General features: G+C 60.4%; 18 protein-coding genes and 1 tRNA gene. 13 read left to right on the top strand and 6 right to left on the bottom strand.

What is annotated here, in order from left to right; all coding sequences use genetic code 11:
* Positions 1-13: 13 nt before the first annotated feature.
* The 6 genes from CKW29_RS22330 to CKW29_RS22355 all read left to right on the top strand — a co-directional run bounded on the left by CKW29_RS22330 (position 14) and on the right by CKW29_RS22355 (position 5,779).
* Positions 14-1,000, top strand: a complete 987-nt coding sequence (locus CKW29_RS22330) for an NAD(P)/FAD-dependent oxidoreductase (RefSeq protein ID WP_095146707.1) — start codon at positions 14-16, stop codon at positions 998-1,000.
* A 187-nt stretch (positions 1,001-1,187) separates the two neighbouring features.
* Positions 1,188-2,150: a DUF523 and DUF1722 domain-containing protein gene (locus CKW29_RS22335; RefSeq protein WP_095146708.1), complete on the top strand. Its 963-nt coding sequence runs from the start codon at positions 1,188-1,190 to the stop codon at positions 2,148-2,150.
* The gene (locus CKW29_RS22340; protein ID WP_095146709.1) at positions 2,151-3,089 is read left to right on the top strand and encodes a MerR family transcriptional regulator; all 939 of its coding nucleotides are present in this window, start codon (positions 2,151-2,153) and stop codon (positions 3,087-3,089) included.
* Between the two features lie 21 nt (positions 3,090-3,110).
* The gene (gene phrB / locus CKW29_RS22345) at positions 3,111-4,556 is read left to right on the top strand and encodes a deoxyribodipyrimidine photo-lyase (protein WP_095146746.1); all 1,446 of its coding nucleotides are present in this window, start codon (positions 3,111-3,113) and stop codon (positions 4,554-4,556) included.
* Positions 4,557-4,609: 53 nt separating this feature from the next.
* Entirely contained in the window at positions 4,610-5,392 is a 783-nt protein-coding gene (locus tag CKW29_RS22350) for an SDR family oxidoreductase (protein ID WP_095146710.1), read from the top strand.
* Between the two features lie 81 nt (positions 5,393-5,473).
* The gene (locus CKW29_RS22355) at positions 5,474-5,779 is read left to right on the top strand and encodes a YkgJ family cysteine cluster protein (RefSeq protein ID WP_095080050.1); all 306 of its coding nucleotides are present in this window, start codon (positions 5,474-5,476) and stop codon (positions 5,777-5,779) included.
* A 99-nt stretch (positions 5,780-5,878) separates the two neighbouring features.
* On the opposite strand, the gene CKW29_RS22360 is transcribed toward CKW29_RS22355, so the two are convergent.
* The 6 genes from CKW29_RS22360 to hemA form a co-directional block, all read right to left on the bottom strand.
* Entirely contained in the window at positions 5,879-6,397 is a 519-nt protein-coding gene (locus CKW29_RS22360; protein ID WP_095146711.1) for an acyloxyacyl hydrolase, read from the bottom strand.
* 114 nt (positions 6,398-6,511) lie between these two features.
* Positions 6,512-7,303, bottom strand: a complete 792-nt coding sequence (murI, locus tag CKW29_RS22365) for a glutamate racemase (RefSeq protein WP_095146712.1) — start codon at positions 7,301-7,303, stop codon at positions 6,512-6,514.
* A complete protein-coding gene (locus tag CKW29_RS22370) occupies positions 7,296-8,051 on the bottom strand; it encodes a molybdopterin-synthase adenylyltransferase MoeB (protein WP_095146713.1) in 756 nt (251 codons plus the stop codon). The genes murI and CKW29_RS22370 overlap by 8 nt, the downstream gene beginning before the upstream one ends.
* A complete protein-coding gene (prmC, locus tag CKW29_RS22375; RefSeq protein WP_095149130.1) occupies positions 8,045-8,875 on the bottom strand; it encodes a peptide chain release factor N(5)-glutamine methyltransferase in 831 nt (276 codons plus the stop codon). The genes CKW29_RS22370 and prmC overlap by 7 nt, the downstream gene beginning before the upstream one ends.
* Positions 8,876-9,958 (bottom strand): peptide chain release factor 1, encoded by a 1,083-nt coding sequence (prfA, locus tag CKW29_RS22380; protein ID WP_095146715.1) that lies wholly within the window; start codon positions 9,956-9,958, stop codon positions 8,876-8,878.
* Positions 9,955-11,244, bottom strand: coding sequence for a glutamyl-tRNA reductase (gene hemA / locus CKW29_RS22385; RefSeq protein WP_095146716.1), 1,290 nt, complete (start codon positions 11,242-11,244; stop codon positions 9,955-9,957). The genes prfA and hemA overlap by 4 nt, the downstream gene beginning before the upstream one ends.
* Before the next feature lie 293 nt (positions 11,245-11,537).
* Here hemA and CKW29_RS22390 point away from each other — a divergent pair, with 293 nt between their 5' ends.
* The 7 genes from CKW29_RS22390 to pth all read left to right on the top strand — a co-directional run bounded on the left by CKW29_RS22390 (position 11,538) and on the right by pth (position 17,333).
* On the top strand, positions 11,538-13,262 hold the full coding sequence (locus CKW29_RS22390) for a tetratricopeptide repeat protein (RefSeq protein WP_095146717.1): 1,725 nt from the start codon (positions 11,538-11,540) through the stop codon (positions 13,260-13,262).
* Positions 13,263-13,266: 4 nt separating this feature from the next.
* Positions 13,267-13,884 carry a lipoprotein insertase outer membrane protein LolB gene (gene lolB / locus CKW29_RS22395; RefSeq protein WP_095149131.1) on the top strand — a complete coding sequence of 206 codons (618 nt, stop codon included), beginning with the start codon at positions 13,267-13,269 and terminating at the stop codon, positions 13,882-13,884.
* Between the two features lies 1 nt (position 13,885).
* On the top strand, positions 13,886-14,737 hold the full coding sequence (gene ispE / locus CKW29_RS22400) for a 4-(cytidine 5'-diphospho)-2-C-methyl-D-erythritol kinase (RefSeq protein WP_095149132.1): 852 nt from the start codon (positions 13,886-13,888) through the stop codon (positions 14,735-14,737).
* Between the two features lie 37 nt (positions 14,738-14,774).
* Positions 14,775-14,849 (top strand) — tRNA-Gln (locus CKW29_RS22405).
* Between the two features lie 47 nt (positions 14,850-14,896).
* Positions 14,897-15,838 (top strand): ribose-phosphate pyrophosphokinase, encoded by a 942-nt coding sequence (locus CKW29_RS22410; RefSeq protein WP_003171603.1) that lies wholly within the window; start codon positions 14,897-14,899, stop codon positions 15,836-15,838.
* A gap of 141 nt (positions 15,839-15,979) precedes the next feature.
* Positions 15,980-16,579, top strand: coding sequence for a 50S ribosomal protein L25/general stress protein Ctc (locus CKW29_RS22415; RefSeq protein ID WP_095146720.1), 600 nt, complete (start codon positions 15,980-15,982; stop codon positions 16,577-16,579).
* A gap of 169 nt (positions 16,580-16,748) precedes the next feature.
* Positions 16,749-17,333, top strand: coding sequence for an aminoacyl-tRNA hydrolase (pth, locus tag CKW29_RS22420; protein ID WP_003208389.1), 585 nt, complete (start codon positions 16,749-16,751; stop codon positions 17,331-17,333).
* Positions 17,334-17,340 lie beyond the last annotated feature (7 nt).

The following is a 17,340-nucleotide window of genomic DNA, read 5'->3' on the forward strand; positions in this document are numbered from 1 at the left end:
AACGAGGCCCCCTATGACTGTACCCATCGCAATCATCGGCACCGGAATCGCCGGACTTTCTGCAGCACAAGCCCTGCAGGAAGCCGGGCACGTCGTGCAATTGTTCGATAAAAGCCGAGGCAGTGGCGGCCGCATGTCGAGCAAGCGCAGCGATGCCGGCTCACTGGATATGGGCGCACAGTATTTCACCGCCCGCGATCGCCGATTCGTCACTGAAGTCCAGCGCTGGCATGCCAATGGCTGGGTCGCTGAATGGGCGCCTCAGCTCTACAACTTTCATGGCGGACAGCTCAGTACCTCGCCGGATGAACAGACCCGCTGGGTGGGCACACCCCGCATGAGCGCCATCACTCGCGCCCTGATCGGCGATACGGAAGTGCACTTCGCCTGCCGCATCACCGAGGTCTACCGCGGCGAAGAACATTGGCACCTGCAGGACGCCGAGGGCTTCACCCATGGCCCCTTCAGCCATGTCGTGATTGCGACGCCGGCACCACAGGCCACGGCCTTGCTGGCGGCGGCACCGAAACTCGCCGGGGTTGCCGCGGGGGTAAAAATGGACCCGACCTGGGCCGTAGCCCTGGCCTTCGAAACGCCGCTGGAAACGCCCATGGAAGGCTGCTTCGTCCAGGACAGCGCGCTCGACTGGCTGGCTCGCAATCGCAGCAAACCCGGGCGCGACAATACCCTGGACACCTGGATCCTGCATGCCACCAGCGCCTGGAGCCGACAACACATCGACCTGTCCAAGGAAGCGGTGATCGAGCAACTGCACGGTGCCTTCGCCGAGCTGTTGCACAGCGCCATGCCCGCTCCCAGCTTCAGCCTGGCCCATCGCTGGCTCTATGCTCGCCCGGCCGGCAACCATGAGTGGGGTGCACTGGCAGATGCCGACCTGGGCTTGTACGTGTGCGGCGACTGGTGCCTGTCCGGACGCGTAGAAGGCGCCTGGTTGAGCGGCCAGGAAGCTGCACGCCGCTTGCATGCGCACCTGCAGTGAACGCTGCGACCGGATAGACGGGCTGGAAGTGACGCCACGCAGGCCAACACCCTGTATCTGTAGCGCCCTATGCCCCTGCCCGACAAAAACCTATACAAAAAATTTGACTTGTACAACATCGAATCTATGATCAAACAAAGCTGTACAACACCAACTACTTGTACAGGTTTAGATCCGAGGCACTTCGATGAACAGTCAGAGCACGAGCAAACCGAAAATCGCCATCAGTGCCTGCCTGATGGGTGCCGAGGTCAGGTACAACGGCGGGCATAAAGCGTCCCGGCTGTGCAGCCAGACCCTTGGCGATTACGTCGAGTGTGTCCCGGTTTGCCCCGAAGTCGCCATTGGCCTGGGGGTACCTCGCGAGCCGATTCGCCTGGTCGGCGATCTGCGGCAACCACACGCCGTCGGCACCCTGAACCCTGAACGCGATGTCACCCGCCTGCTGGCCGATTACGGGCAGCGCATGGCCAGTGAGCTCGGCGATATCTGCGGCTATGTCTTCATGCAGAAATCACCCTCCTGTGGCCTGGAGCGAGTCAGGGTCTATCACGCCAACGGCAACCTCCAGGACGGCGGCGCACGTGGCATCTACGCCCAGGCGTTTTGCGCCCGACACCCAAGCATGCCGGTGGAGGAAGACGGCCGGCTCAACGATCCGATACTGCGCGAGAACTTCCTGACCCGGGTATTCGTCTACGCCGCATGGCAGACAGTGTTGCGAGCCGGGTTGAGCCGCCAGGGTCTGACCGACTTCCACGCCCGTTACAAGTACCTGCTGATGGCCCACAACCCGGTGCAATACAAAGCCCTGGGCAATCTGCTGGGTCGCCCGGGCCAGAGCGATCCCGATGAGCTGGGCCCGCGCTACTTCAAGGCGCTGATGACAGCCCTCACGCAATGCGCCACCCGCCGCACTCACAGCAACGTACTGCAACACCTTGCCGGCTATTTCAAACGAGTCATCAGCCACGAGGACAAGCAGGAAATGCAGCACCTGATCAGCCAGTATCGCCACGGCATCGTGCCGCTGGTGGTTCCCCTGACCCTGCTCAAGCATCACTTGCGCCAACATCCCGACCCGTACGTTGCGCAACAGGTCTACCTGCAGCCGCACCCGGAAAATCTCAGCCTGCGAAATGCGATTTAAATGAACAACCAACCCGATACCCATGCTCAGGATTGCAGCGCCGGTTACCAACAGGCACTGGCTGAAGGCTGGCTGCCGATCCGCGACGTGGCCCGCGTGACCGGCGTCAATGCCATCACCTTGCGTGCCTGGGAGCGCCGTTACGGGCTGATCGTGCCGCAGCGCAGTCCAAAGGGGCACCGCCTGTTCTCGGCCGACCATGTACAACGCATCCACACCATTGTGACCTGGCTCAACCGTGGCGTAGCCGTGAGCCAGGTCAAGCCGCTGCTCGACACGCCACAGACGTTCAGCACGACGGTGGAAAACGAGTGGAAGATCCTGCGCCAGAAACTGACCCGGGCCATCAGTCAGCTAGCCGAGCGGGAGGTCGACGACCTGATCAACCAGGCCATGTCGCTGTACCCGCCCCGGACCTTGTGCGAGCAACTGCTGATGCCGCTACTGGGCGAACTCGAGCAGCGCTGGCAGGGGCAGTTCGGCGCACGGATGGAACAACGGTTCTTCCATGGTTGGTTGCGCAGCAAATTGGGCGCCAGGCTCTACCACAACAACCGCCAGCTGCGCGGTGCGCCGCTGTTGCTGATCAACCACTCCGACCTGCCACTGGAGCCGCAACTGTGGCTGGCCGCCTGGCTGATCAGCAGCACCGACTGCCCGGTGGAAGTGTTCGACGGGCCGCTGCCGGCGGGCGAACTGGCCCTGGCGGTCGAGCACCTGCAAGCACGCGCGGTACTGCTGTACTCGAGCACATCGATCAATCTCAAACAGCTGACGAAACTTCTGCACAACGTCAGTTGCCCAACACTCATCGCCGGCCCCACGGTGTGCATCCACCACACCGAGTTGTCCGTGAGCACTACAGACTGCACTGATTTACTCCTCGCCAAAGACCCCTTGGCGGCCCACCAGATGCTGCTTGCGCGCGGACTCATTTAAATGCCCAAGGCGAAACCGACCCTGCAATTGATCTGGCTGCGCAACGACCTGCGCTTGCATGACAACACGGCTCTCTCGGCCGCCACGGCGCGCGGCCCGAGTGTAGCGTTGTACCTGTTGAGCCCCGGGCAATGGCTGGCCCACGATGATGCACCGTGCAAAGTGGACTTCTGGCTGCGTAACCTGCGGCCATTGAGCCAGGCGCTCGGCGAGCTGAACATTCCCCTGCTGATCCGCAGCGCCCCCCGCTGGGACGACGCCCCCGGGGTACTGGTTGCATTGTGCAACGAGCTGAACGTTGAGGCCGTCCACGTCAACGAAGAATACGGCGTTCATGAGACACGCCGGGATACGGCCGTCAGCCAGGCCCTCGACGCCAGCGCAGTCGCTTTCCATCACTACCTGGATCAATTGCTGTTCAAGCCAGGCAGTGTGCTGACCAAGACCGGCACCTGGTTCAAGGTTTACAGCCAGTTCCGCAAAGTCTGTCATGCCCGCTTGCAGGGCGCGCTGCCCCAGCTGGTGGCGCCCCCCAAGGCTCAGTCCCCCATGGCAATCAACAGCGACCCGGTTCCCGAGCAGATCCCGGGCTTTGAGACGCCGAGCGCGCAGCTGCACGCACTCTGGCCGGCAGGCGAGGACGAAGCGCACCGACGGCTTGAGTTTTTCGCCCAGGCACAGATCCATTACTACCAGGACGAACGCGACATGCCGGCCAAACCCGGCACCAGCCAGTTGTCGGCCTACCTCGCCACCGGCGTGATTTCGCCCCGGCAATGCCTGCACGCCGCACTGCAAGCGAATCAGGGTGAATTCGACAGTGGCAGCGTTGGCGCAGTGACCTGGATCAACGAGCTGCTGTGGCGCGAATTCTACAAACACATTCTGGTGGGCTACCCACGGGTCTCCCGCCACCAGGCCTTTCGCCCGGAAACCGAAGCCGTGGCCTGGCGCACAGCGCCTGACGAACTGGCCGCCTGGAAAGAGGCGCGCACCGGCTTGCCCATCATCGACGCGGCCATGCGCCAACTGCTGGCCACCGGCTGGATGCACAACCGTCTGCGGATGGTGGTGGCGATGTTCCTGAGCAAAAACCTGTTGATCGACTGGCGTGAGGGCGAACGCTTTTTCATGCGCCACCTGATCGACGGCGACCTGGCGGCGAACAACGGAGGCTGGCAGTGGAGTGCCTCCACGGGCACCGACGCGGCGCCCTGGTTCCGGATTTTCAACCCGTTGAGCCAATCGGCAAAATTCGACCCCGAAGGGCTGTTTATCAAACACTGGCTGCCTGAGTTGGCCGGGCTGGACAACAAAGATATCCACAACCCGGCGGCCTCGGGCGGATTGTTTGCCGTAGCAGGCTATCCACTACCCATCGTCAACCTCAGCCAATCGCGCGAGCGTGCACTGGCGGCGTTCAAACACCTGCCTGCGTCCCTGGATGGGTGTCGGGGCATAGCGTGATGTACCTGTACCCACATTGGACCGAGCTATTGGCTGACTGAAAGGAGAACGGGATGAGTCTCACGCCTCCACGGCGGTATTGGCTGACGGGCGCCAGCAACGGCATTGGCGCCGCGCTGGCCGAAGAATTGTTGAGATCCGGTGCGCACCTGGCGGTCAGTGCACGCAAAAGCGCATCCTTGAAGGTGCTCGCACTGCGCTATCCCGGGCAAGTGCTGGTGGTCCCCGGTAACCTGACCAACAGCCAGACCGTGCGCGAAATCGGCGAACAGATCCAGCAGGCGTGGGGCGCGCTGGACAGCGTGATTCTCAACGCCGGCACCTGTGAATACGTCGACCCCCAACCGTTCGACCCATCGATCATCGAACATGTGGTGCGCACCAACCTGCTGGCCTGCAGTTATTGCACTGAAGCCGCCCTGCCCTTGCTACGTGCCGGCACTGCCCCCCATCTGGTGGGCATTGCCAGCTCAGTGACTTACCTGCCGCTGCCTCGGGCAGAAGCCCATGGCACGTCGAAGGCCGGCCTGCGTTACCTGTTTGAATCCTTGCGTATCGAACTGGCACCGGAGGGTATCGCAGTCACTGTGGTCAGCCCCGGCGACGTCGACACCCAGCTGATCGATGCAACGGAGTTCCCGATGCCCCTGAGTTGGCCCGTCGACATGGCGGCGCGGTACATCGTCGGAAAACTTAAACAGCGCCCATTGGAAATCGCCTTCCCGGCCTTGCATATGTCGCAACTGTGGCCACTGTCGAAACCGACTGACCAGGTCAAACTGGTGATCGGCAAACCCATGCTCAGGAGCTCGCCGCCCATCAAGGACTCGCCATGAATGTCGCCGGCCGCAAGGCTGCGGCAAAACGTCCGTCAGAGCGTTCACACAGCCATGGCTCGCTGCCTTACACTGCCTGCCATGAACACCATCCCCCTCACCGAAATCGTCGAGCCGGCGGTCACCTGCTCGACCTGCGCGGCCTGCTGCTGCCAGCTCGAAGTCATGCTGATCACCGACACTGGCGTACCTGACCGGTTTATCGACACTGATGATTGGGGCGGGGAAGTCATGCTGCGCCTGGACGACGGCTGGTGCGCCGCACTCGATCGCGACACGATGATGTGCACCATCTACGAAAAACGCCCGCTGATCTGCCGGGAGTTCGAGATGGGGGCACCGGAGTGCATCGAGGAGCGTCAGGGAATTGCGACGGCGTACCGCTGAGTTTCAGGCCTGATGTGAAATCGGGCGCCATCGCGGGCAAGCTTCGCCCCTGTAGACGCCATGTGCCTTGGGCAAGACGGGTCCGCGACGCTTTGGACGTTACAGCGGCATCGTGTAGTGCAACGAGTAATTCTCGACACCGTCGTTCGGGTGGTTGATGCCGCCATTGGAATAATGGAACGCGCGTATGCCGACCTCATGTCCGCCGGCAAAGCGCAGGCCGAAGCCAAAGCGGTCTTCGAATTGAAAAGACGATCCGAGCTGGTTGTCTTCCACTTCCGTATGAACAAACGCCGCCACGCCAATTCCGGCTTCCAGGTAAGGCTTGATGTTTTCCCCGGAGAATTCATAAACGAATACAGGCGAGAACGACAGACTATGGTTACTCGATGCCTCGTCGCCATCCCAGAAGGTGTAGGCCCCGCTCCAGTAACCGGTCACGCGGCCGATGTCACTCTGCAACCAGCTCTTGTCCCAATCGAATTGCATGCCCAGGCGGTAGACCATGGTCGATTCGCTGGTCTCACCCACTGCGAACTCCACACCCGCCGCTTGCGCACTGTAGCTGTGCCCCAAAAGTGCAGCTGCAATCGCAGCCAGGCAGAACAGTCGCTTCATCAGAAACATCCTTTTCGCGAACATTTTTGTAGTTTTTTGGCCTGATAGTCGCCGCAATAGAATGAAGCCTTCGCGTGAACGTTCGACCCGATTGAATCGCTTCCTGACAACGATCTACAGGCTGAAGCTTCGCACAACCCCGGCGTTATTCCAGAGTATCGGCAAGATATTTCTGAAGTGCTGCGCGCTGCCACTGGTCCAGAACTGCGCAGGGCTTGCAGGCCCGTCGGCCAGCAGTTCGCGTTCGGCCAGCAAGCGCTGGAGTTGCCGGGCCACCGCGGCGCCGGTATCGATCAGGCTGATGTCGGTCGGGATCAGTTGCCTGAGCAACGGCTTGAGAAAGGGGTAATGGGTGCAGCCGAGAATAATGGTGTCGCAGCCGGCCGCCAACAAGGGTTCGAGGTAACCGCCCAGCAGGGAGCGCAATGCCGGGCTGTGCAGATCCCCCGCTTCAATCAAGTCCACCAGGCCAGGGCAAGGTTGAGTAACGACCCGGACATCGGTGGCGAAACGGTCGAGCAAGGCCGCGAACTTGGCACTCTGCAAGGTGCCGGTAGTGGCCAGCACACCGACCACGCCACTGCGGGTCGCCGCCGCTGCCGGCTTGACCGCTGGCTCCATGCCAACGATGGGCCAGTGCGGGTAATCACGGCGTAGATCCGCGACCCCCGCCACGGTGGCCGTGTTGCACGCCACGACGACCGCCTTGGCGCCTTGCGTCACAAAAAAATCGGCCATTACGCTGCAACGCTGGCGAATGAACTCCGGGGTTTTCTCGCCGTAGGGAATGTGCCCGCAATCACCGACGTACAGCAGTGATTCATTGGGCAGCAATCGCTGGATTTCCGCCAGCACCGACAACCCACCGACGCCGGAATCGAATACGCCGATAGGCGCCTCACGCATGCTTGCCCCCACACACACTACAACCCGGATCACGCTTGACCCGCAGTTCGCGGAAGCGGGTGCCCAAGGCATCGATCAACAACAAGCGTCCAACCAGCGGCTCACCGAACCCCACCAGCAGCTTCAGCGCCTCAAGCGCTTGCAGGCTGCCCACCAGTCCCACCAACGGGCCGACCACTCCCGCCTCGCTGCAGGTCAGCTCGGCTTCACTGCCGTGTCCGTACAAACAGTGGTAACACGGGCTGTCGGCACGACGCGGGTCAAACACCGAAAGCTGCCCTTCCAGACGAATGGCCGCGCCACTGACCAGGGGTATGCGGGCCGCCACGCAGGCCGCATTCACCGCCTCACGGGTGGAAAAGTTGTCGGAGCAGTCGAGCACCAGGTCAACCGCCGATACCGCGGCGGCCAGTGAGTCTTCGTCCAGCGCAGCACGATGGGGGATCAACTGGACCTCGGGGTTGATCGCCTTCAGACGACCCATGGCCGAGTCGACCTTGCTCAGGCCGACGCTGTCGGTGTCATGAATGATCTGGCGTTGCAGGTTGGTCAGGTCGACCGTGTCGAAGTCCGCCAGATGCAACTGGCCAACCCCGGCCGCCGCCAGGTACAGCGCGACCGGCGCCCCCAACCCACCGAGGCCGATGATCAGTACACGACTCTGCTTGAGTCGCAATTGACCGTCGATGTCGACGTGTTGCAACAGAATCTGCCGGCTATAGCGCAACAGCTCCTGATCATTCAGCACGGTAGACGCCCCAGGCTGATACGTTCATGGCCGCCGAGGTCCTTGCGGCTGTGGACCTCTTCGAAGCCCTGATTCAGCAACAGATCACGCACGGCGTCGGCCTGATCGTAACCGTGCTCGAGCATCAGCCAGCCACCGGCTTCCAGATGCTGCGGCGCCTGGCCAATGATCAAGCGCAAGTCATCAAGGCCATCGGTGCCGGCCACCAGCGCACTGGCCGGTTCAAAACGCACGTCCCCTTCCGCCAGGTGCGGGTCGGCAGCGGCGATATAAGGCGGGTTGCTGATGATCAGCGTGTAGCGATGTTCTTTCAACGCGCTGAACCAGTGACTGCTGAGCACACTGACATTATTCAGGTGCAGACGCTGGCGATTGCGCTCGGCCAAAGCCACGGCTTCGAGGACCCGGTCCACGGCCGTGACCTGCCAGGCCGGCCGCTCGCTGGCCAGCGCCAGGGCGATCGCGCCACTGCCGGTGCCCAGGTCAAGCACCTTGGCCGGTGTCGCGGGCAACAGGTCCAGCGCGGTTTCCACCAGCAATTCGGTGTCCGGTCGCGGGATCAGCGTGTGCGGTGCCACTTCCAGGTCCAGCTTCCAGAAACCCTGCTGGCCGAGGATGTAGGCCACCGGCTCGCCGGAGCGACGACGCTGCAGGTACTCGGCAAAGACCAGCGCGGCTTCGCTGGGTACGATGCGCTCGGGCCAGGTGTGCAAGAAACTGCGGGACTTGCCCAGGGCCGCGGCCAGCAGCAGCTCGGCATCCAGACGCGCGGTCGGCGAGTCAGGCAGGTCGGCTGCGCGTAACAAACTGGCAATGATGGTCATTTACTCACCTATCGCTGCCAGTTGGTCAGCCTGATACTCGGCCAGCAACGGCTCGATCACGGCATCAACGCCACCGGCAAGGATTTCATCAAGGGAATACAACGTCAGGTTGACCCGGTGGTCCGTGACCCGGCCTTGGGCAAAATTGTAGGTCCGAATCCGCTCGGAGCGATCACCGGAGCCCACCAGCAACTTGCGCTCGCTGGCAATGGCATTGGCCGCGGCACTGGTTTGCTGATCGTTGAGCTTGGCCGACAGCCAGGACATCGCCCGCGCCCGGTTCTTGTGCTGGGAACGTTCTTCCTGGCATTCGACCACGATGCCCGACGGCAAGTGGGTAATCCGGATGGCCGAGTCGGTCTTGTTCACGTGCTGGCCACCGGCACCGGAGGAACGATACGTGTCGACGCGCAAGTCCGATGGATTGATCTCGATCGCTTCCTGCTCATCAGGCTCCGGCAATACCGCCACGGTGCAGGCCGAGGTGTGGATACGGCCCTGGGACTCAGTGGCCGGAACCCGTTGCACGCGGTGCGCGCCGGATTCGAACTTCAGCTTGCCGTAGACGTTTTCGCCTTCAACGCGGGCGATGACTTCTTTATAGCCACCGTGTTCGCCTTCGTTTTCCGAGAGAATCTCGACCCGCCAGCCACGCCGTTCGGCGTAACGCGAATACATGCGGAACAGGTCGCCGGAGAAGATCGCCGCCTCGTCACCACCGGTGCCGGCGCGAATCTCCAGGAACACATTGCGTCCGTCGTTCGGGTCCTTGGGCAGCAGCATGCGTTGCAGGCTGGCCTCGAGTTCGATCAGTTGCTCCTTGGCTTCGCGGACTTCTTCCACGGCCATTTCGCGCATGTCCGGGTCGCTGTCCTTGAGCAGCGCCTGAGCGCCCTCAAGGTCACCCTGCACTTTGAGCAACTGTTTATAGGTGGCGACAATCGGCTCGACTTCCGCGTACTCCTTGGAGTAGGTACGGAACTTGTTCTGATCGGAAATGACTTCGCCATCGCCGAGCAAGGCAGTCAATTCCTCGAAGCGGTCCTGGAGGATGTCCAGCTTATTGAGCAGTGACGCTTTCATTGCGATTTTTTATCCGAAGAGCTATCCGACGCGCCCTCACCGAGGGCAAAGAGTTCCTGGGCCATGGCCAACGCATCGAGGCGGCCTTCGGCAGTCAGCTTTTTCAACTGCACACTCGGAGCGTGCAGCAGTTTGTTGGTCAGGCCACGAGCCAGTTGCACCAGCACATCCTCGGCACTGCTGCCGTTGGCGAGCATGCGCTGGGCCTTTAGCAGCTCTTCGTCACGCAGGCGTTCGCTCTGTTGACGATAGGCTTTAAGGACATCGACCGCCGCCAGTTCGCGCAGGCGAACCATGAAATCGTCGGCGCCAATGGACACCATCTCTTCCGCCGCCTGGGCTGCACCCTGGCGGCTCTTGAGATTCTCGGCAACCACTTCGTGGAGATCGTCGACGCTATACAGATAGACGTCGTCCAGCTCGCCCACTTCCGGCTCGATATCCCGAGGTACGGCGATATCCACCATGAAAATCGGTTTGTGCTTGCGCAATTTCAAGGCGCTTTCCACCGCGCCCTTGCCCAGAATCGGCAATTGGCTGGCCGTGGAACTGATCACGATATCGCTGCGCACCAGCTCTGCCGGGATGTCCGAGAGCAACACGGCGTGGGCACCAAACTGCTCGGCCAGCAGGCTTGCGCGCTCCAGGGTCCGGTTGGCAACGACGATCCGCTTCACCCCCAGCTCATGCAAATGGCGGGCGACCAGGGTAATGGTCTCGCCGGCGCCGATCAGCAACGCCTGGCTGCGCTGCAGGTCGCTGAAGATCTGTTTGGCCAGGCTGACCGCGGCAAACGCCACGGACACCGGGTTTTCACCGATCGCCGTGTCGGTGCGCACTTGCTTGGCGGCGTTGAAGGTCGCCTGGAACAAACGCCCCAGCAGCGGGCCGATGGTGCCGGCTTCGCGCGCCACGGCATAGGCCGACTTCATCTGGCCGAGAATCTGTGGTTCGCCCAGCACCAGCGAGTCGAGCCCGGAGGCGACCCGCATCATGTGACGAACTGCCGCATCCTCTTCATGCACATAAGCACTCGCGCGAAGCTCATCGAGGCTTAAATGATGGTAATCGGCCAACCAGCGCAGCACCCCATCCGCCGAAAGATGATCCTGTTCTATATAGAGTTCGCTGCGATTGCAGGTGGAGAGGATCGCAGCTTCGCGGCTGTCGGTGAGTCGGCAGAGCTGCTGCAGGGCCTCAACCAGCTGTTCCGGAGTAAACGCCACGCGCTCGCGGACGTCTACGGAAGCAGTCTTGTGGTTAATACCAAGTGCAAGGAAGGCCATTCAAGGTCGCTGATGATGTCGAGAAGCCGACAATTGTCCTACTTCGCCAGACTCAGAACAACCACCGTTGATTATTGTCCTAATGCCTTGTGTCTTTAAAGGCACCCTGTAGGAGCGAGCTTGCTCGCGAAAAACTCAAGGGCATCGCGCTTATTCAGGGTGTCCGCTTCATCGTCGACGACCATCGCGAGCAAGCTCGCTCCTACATAAAGAGATAAAGAGCGCCCCGGTTATGTTTGGCCGAAGGCTTGTGTCATGATGATCCGACCGCAGGTTAGTCGTCCTCTTCCTATATGAATAGATCTTCCGCGTTGCTCCTCGCTTTTGTCTTCCTAAGCGGCTGCCAGGTCTTGGCACCCGTTTCGACGGACGGTACGCCGCCGGTCGAAGGCAGCACTCCAGCCCCTGAAAAGCCCAAGGTCTACGGCTCGTTCAGCGAAGAAACCATCTTCAGCCTGTTGAGTGCCGAACTGGCCGGCCAGCGCAATCGCTACGACATTGCCCTGGACAACTACGTGACCCAGGCCATCAATACCCAGGACCCTGGCATTTCCGAGCGCGCCTTTCGCATCGCCGAGTACCTGGGCGCCGACCAGGCCGCGCTCGACAGCGCACTGATCTGGGCAAAAAACGCCCCGAACGACCTCGAAGCGCAACGCGCCGCCGCCATACAACTGGCGCGCAGCGGGCGTTATGACGACTCCATGGTCTATATGGAGAAAGTCCTGCAAGGCAAGGGCGACACCCATTTCGACTTCCTTGCCCTGTCTGCGGCCGATACGGACCAGGACACCCGCAACGGCCTGATGAAAAGTTTCGACCGTTTGTTGCAGCGCCACCCCAACAACAGTCAGCTGATTTTCGGCAAGGCCTTGCTGCTGCAACAGGACGGTGACTCTCAGGGAGCACTGACCCTGCTGGAAAACCATCCGCCGGAAGAAGGCGAAATAGCGCCGATCCTCCTGCGCGCACGCTTGCTGCAAAGCCTCAATCGTGGCGATGAGTCTCTGCCGCTGTTGAAAAAAACCATACGCAAGTACCCGGACGACAAACGCCTGCGCCTGACCTATGCCCGCCTGCTGGTTGAACAGGACCGCATGGACGACGCGAAAACCGAGTTTTCAAGCCTGGTCCAGCAGTACCCGGAAGACGACGAATTGCGTTACTCCCTGGCCCTCGTTTGCCTGGAAGCCAAGGCCTGGGAAGAAGCCAAGGGCTACCTGGAAGACCTGATTGCCCGGGACAGCCACGTCGACTCCGCGCACCTGAACCTGGGGCGTATCGCCGAAGAGCGCAACGATCCCCAAGGTGCCCTGATCGAGTATGGCCAGGTTGCCCCGGGTGCCGATTACCTGCCGGCCCAGTTGCGCCAGGCCGACATCCTGATGGACAACGGGCGTGCCGCCGAAGCCCAGGCCCGCCTGGCGAAAGAGCGCGATGAAGAACCGGACTATGCGATCCAGCTGTACCTGATCGAAGTCGAAACCCTGTCCGCCAATAAACACGAAGACCGTGCCTGGGCCATCCTCGACAAAGCCTTGAAGCAATACCCGGATGACCTGAACCTGCTGTACACCCGGGCCATGCAGGCAGAAAAACGCAATGACCTGGCGCAAATGGAAAAAGACCTGCGACAGATCATCAAGCGCGACCCGGACAACGCCATGGCACTCAACGCCCTGGGTTATACCCTGTCCGATCGCACGACCCGCTACGCCGAAGCCAAGTCCCTGATCGAAAAAGCCCATCAATTGAGCCCGGAAGACCCGGCAGTTCTCGACAGCCTCGGCTGGGTGAACTTCCGCCTGGGCAATCTCGATGACGCCGAGCGCTATTTGCGTCAGGCCCTGGAACGCTTCCCCGACCAGGAAGTCGCCGCGCACCTGGGCGAAGTCCTGTGGGCCAAGGGCCAACAACGCGAAGCCAGAAAAATCTGGGCCAAGTTCCTCAAGGAACAGCCTGACAGCCCCATCCTGCGCAGCACCATCAAGCGCCTGACCGGATCCGAGACCCTTTAACATCATGTTTTTGCGCCACATCATCGTTTTCAGCTTCATCGCCCTGCTCGCCGGCTGTGCGGGCTTTGGCGCCCGTGAATCCCTCGAGGGTCAAGGCAACCCCGCGCAATGGCGCGTGCAAAAACAACAGCTGACAGCCCTCGATGGCTGGCAGATCGACGGCAAGATCGGTATTCGCGCCCCGAAAGACTCGGGCAGCGGCACCTTGTTCTGGCTGCAGCGCCAGGACTACTACGATATCCGCCTCTCCGGCCCTCTGGGTCGTGGCGCGGCCCGCCTGACCGGTCGCCCCGGCGACGTCACGCTGGAAGTCGCCAACCAGGGTCGCTACACCGCGCCAAGCCCGGACGCCCTGCTCGAAGAACAGATGGGCTGGAAACTGCCGGTGTCCAATCTGGCCTGGTGGGTTCGCGGACTCCCGGCACCGAGCAGCAAAAGCCGCTTGTCGCTGGATGCCGACAGCCGCTTGGCCAGCCTCGAGCAAGACGGCTGGAAGGTCGAATACACCGCCTATACACAGCAAAACGGTTACTGGCTGCCCGAGCGAATCAAGCTGCACGGCCGCGACCTCGATGTCACGCTGGTGATCAAGGCCTGGCAACCTCGCAAGTTGGGGCAATGACATGCCTGCAAATCGCCTGACGCTGCCTTCGCCGGCAAAACTCAATTTGATGCTGCATATTCTCGGTCGCCGTGAAGACGGTTACCACGAACTGCAGACGTTGTTTCAATTTCTCGACTACGGCGACGAAATCACCTTTGCGGTGCGCGATGACGGCGTCATTCACCTGCACACCGAATTCGAAGGCGTCCCCCATGACAGCAATCTGATCGTCAAGGCCGCCAGGAAAATCCAGGAGCAATCCGGTTGTTCGCTGGGTGTTGATATCTGGATCGAAAAAATCCTGCCCATGGGCGGTGGAATCGGTGGTGGTAGCTCGAATGCCGCCACCACCCTGCTGGGGCTGAACCATCTCTGGCAACTGGGCTGGGATGAAGATCGCCTGGCCACACTGGGCCTGACGCTGGGCGCGGACGTCCCGGTTTTCGTGCGTGGCCACGCAGCTTTCGCAGAGGGTGTGGGAGAAAAACTCACCCCTGTAGACCCTGCCGAGCCATGGTATGTCGTGCTTGTACCGCAAGTCTCTGTAAGTACAGCAGAAATTTTTTCAGATCCATTGTTGACACGTAACTCATCTCCCATTAAAGTGCGCCCCGTTCCCAAGGGAAACAGTCGAAATGACTGCTTGCCGGTGGTCACAAGGCGTTATCCAGAAGTACGTAACGCTTTGAATTTGTTAGGTAAATTTACCGAAGCAAAACTCACCGGAACTGGAAGTTGTGTGTTTGGGGGCTTCCCAAGCAAAGCTGAAGCTGATAAAGTCTCGGCCCTTCTTACAGAGACCCTTACAGGGTTTGTAGCAAAAGGAAGCAACGTTTCGATGTTGCATCGCAAGCTACAAGGTCTGCTCTAAAAGGAACCGGGTACTGGGTACTCGTTGCAACAAATACAGGGGCGTCGCCAAGCGGTAAGGCAGCAGGTTTTGATCCTGCCATGCGTTGGTTCGAATCCAGCCGCCCCTGCCATTTTCCTATACTCATCCAGGTATACCCTCAGCCTTCAGGTACTGCGCGTGTCCAAGATGATGGTCTTTACGGGGAACGCTAACCCCGATCTGGCTCGGCGTGTCGTACGTCAGCTGCATATCCCTCTCGGTGACATCTCTGTCGGTAAGTTCTCCGACGGCGAAATTACAGCCGAGATCAATGAAAACGTCCGCGGTAAAGATGTCTTCATTATTCAGCCGACTTGCGCTCCGACCAACGATAACCTGATGGAACTCGTCGTGATGGCTGATGCCTTCCGTCGCTCCTCAGCCACTCGAATCACTGCGGTGATCCCCTACTTTGGTTATGCCCGACAGGATCGCCGTCCGCGTTCCGCACGTGTGGCTATCAGCGCGAAAGTCGTCGCTGACATGCTTACCGTCGTCGGCATCGATCGTGTTCTCACGGTTGATCTGCATGCTGACCAGATCCAGGGCTTCTTCGATATTCCGGTAGATAACATCTACGGCTCCCCTGTATTGGTGGATGACATCGAAGACCAACGCTTCGAAAACCTGATGATCGTGTCCCCGGACATTGGCGGCGTCGTGCGTGCACGTGCCGTTGCCAAGTCCCTGGGCGTGGATCTCGGGATCATCGACAAGCGCCGTGAGAAAGCCAATCACTCTGAAGTGATGCATATCATCGGTGATGTCGAAGGGCGTACCTGTATCCTGGTTGACGACATGGTCGATACCGCCGGCACCCTGTGCCACGCGGCTAAAGCCTTGAAAGAGCATGGCGCCGCCAAGGTCTTTGCCTACTGCACACACCCTGTGCTGTCGGGTCGGGCCATCGAGAACATTGAAAATTCCGTGCTGGACGAGCTGGTGGTGACCAACACCATCCCGCTGTCCGCAGCAGCACAAGCCTGTGCACGTATCCGTCAACTGGATATCGCACCGGTTGTTGCCGAAGCGGTTCGCCGCATCAGCAACGAAGAATCGATCAGCGCGATGTTCCGCTAAGGGCCCTGCCCTTCGGACACATCTCAATGACGAAAAGCGCCCCGCCCCGGCATTCCTGTCGGGGCGGGGCTTTTTTGCCCATATCGCCTTTAGCGCTGGTCGCAAACGCTGGGGCGAATGTGGTTATTTTGGAGATACAACATGAACGATTTTACTCTGAATGCTGAAGCGCGTTCCGACCTGGGGAAAGGTGCGAGCCGCCGCCTGCGTCGTCTCGCAAGCCTGGTTCCAGCTGTAGTTTACGGTGGCGACAAAGCCCCTGAATCCATCAGCATGCTGGCTAAAGAAGTTGCCAAACTGCTCGAAAACGAAGCGGCTTACAGCCACATCATCGAGCTGAACGTTGGTGGCACCAAGCAGAACGTCGTGATCAAAGCCCTGCAACGTCACCCGGCCAAAGGCCACGTGATGCACGCTGACTTCGTACGCGTTGTAGCGGGCCAGAAACTGACCGCTATCGTTCCAGTGCACTTCATCAACGAAGCTGCTCCGGCCAAGAAAGGCGGCGAAATCTCGCACGTTGCTTCGGAAATCGAAGTTTCCTGCCTGCCAAAAGACCTGCCTGAGTTCATCGAAGTCGACCTGGCTGACGCCGAAATCGGTTCGATCATTCACCTGTCCAACATCAAGGCCCCTAAAGGCGTTGAATTTGTTGCTCTGGCTCACGGTAACGACCTGGCTGTTGCCAACGTTCACGCTCCACGTGTTGCTCCAGAAGCTGCAGAAGGCGCTGCAGAGTAATTCACTCTGTACGCCGGAGTGATCAAGTAACATCGCGGACTGGAACGTAGCGAGAAAGCGGGCGGGAACGCGGAGTTTACATCATGGTAAATGAGCACTTTTCGTCCACTTTCGCCGCACACACCTATTGCTGCGATGTTATCCACCACTCCATAGAAGGGCCCCTGACGTGACTGCCATCAAACTGATCGTTGGCCTGGGAAATCCAGGCGCCGAATACGAACAGACCCGGCATAACGCAGGGGCCCTTTTTGTTGAGCGCATCGCGCACGCACAAGGTGTGAACCTTGTGGCCGATCGCAAATATTTCGGCCTGACCGGACGCTTCTCGCATCAAGGTCAGGATGTTCGCCTGCTGATTCCCACGACCTACATGAACCGTAGCGGCCAGGCCGTAGCGGCGCTTGCCGGTTTCTTCCGCATCAAGCCGGAAGAAATACTCGTGGCGCATGACGAACTCGACCTGCCTCCCGGTGTTGCCAAGCTCAAACAGGGCGGCGGGCATGGCGGTCACAACGGGTTGCGCGACATCATCGCGCAACTGGGCAACCAGAATACCTTCTATCGCTTGCGGCTCGGCATTGGCCACCCAGGCGTTGCCAGTATGGTTTCAAACTTTGTCCTGGGTCGCGCGCCTCGCGCCGAACAGGAAAAACTCGATGCCAGCATCGACTTTGCCCTCGGCGTGCTGCCGGATATCTTCGCCGGTGAATGGAACCGCGCGATGAAAAACCTGCACAGCCAGAAGGCCTGACTCTAAC

It is taken from the genome of Pseudomonas sp. Irchel s3a18, from assembly GCF_900187535.1.
GTDB lineage: Bacteria > Pseudomonadota > Gammaproteobacteria > Pseudomonadales > Pseudomonadaceae > Aquipseudomonas.

What these genes read in the sequence shown, in the direction of transcription:
- CKW29_RS22330 (WP_095146707.1), top strand. Translation starts at nt 14, where the DNA reads ATGACTGTACCCATCGCAATCATCGGCACCGGAATCGCCGGACTTTCT.
- CKW29_RS22335 (WP_095146708.1), top strand. Translation starts at nt 1,188, where the DNA reads ATGAACAGTCAGAGCACGAGCAAACCGAAAATCGCCATCAGTGCCTGC.
- CKW29_RS22340 (WP_095146709.1), top strand. Translation starts at nt 2,151, where the DNA reads ATGAACAACCAACCCGATACCCATGCTCAGGATTGCAGCGCCGGTTAC.
- CKW29_RS22350 (WP_095146710.1), top strand. Translation starts at nt 4,610, where the DNA reads ATGAGTCTCACGCCTCCACGGCGGTATTGGCTGACGGGCGCCAGCAAC.
- CKW29_RS22355 (WP_095080050.1), top strand. Translation starts at nt 5,474, where the DNA reads ATGAACACCATCCCCCTCACCGAAATCGTCGAGCCGGCGGTCACCTGC.
- CKW29_RS22360 (WP_095146711.1), bottom strand. Translation starts at nt 6,397, where the DNA reads ATGAAGCGACTGTTCTGCCTGGCTGCGATTGCAGCTGCACTTTTGGGG.
- murI (WP_095146712.1), bottom strand. Translation starts at nt 7,303, where the DNA reads ATGCGTGAGGCGCCTATCGGCGTATTCGATTCCGGCGTCGGTGGGTTG.
- prmC (WP_095149130.1), bottom strand. Translation starts at nt 8,875, where the DNA reads ATGACCATCATTGCCAGTTTGTTACGCGCAGCCGACCTGCCTGACTCG.
- prfA (WP_095146715.1), bottom strand. Translation starts at nt 9,958, where the DNA reads ATGAAAGCGTCACTGCTCAATAAGCTGGACATCCTCCAGGACCGCTTC.
- hemA (WP_095146716.1), bottom strand. Translation starts at nt 11,244, where the DNA reads ATGGCCTTCCTTGCACTTGGTATTAACCACAAGACTGCTTCCGTAGAC.
- CKW29_RS22390 (WP_095146717.1), top strand. Translation starts at nt 11,538, where the DNA reads ATGAATAGATCTTCCGCGTTGCTCCTCGCTTTTGTCTTCCTAAGCGGC.
- lolB (WP_095149131.1), top strand. Translation starts at nt 13,267, where the DNA reads ATGTTTTTGCGCCACATCATCGTTTTCAGCTTCATCGCCCTGCTCGCC.
- ispE (WP_095149132.1), top strand. Translation starts at nt 13,886, where the DNA reads ATGCCTGCAAATCGCCTGACGCTGCCTTCGCCGGCAAAACTCAATTTG.
- CKW29_RS22415 (WP_095146720.1), top strand. Translation starts at nt 15,980, where the DNA reads ATGAACGATTTTACTCTGAATGCTGAAGCGCGTTCCGACCTGGGGAAA.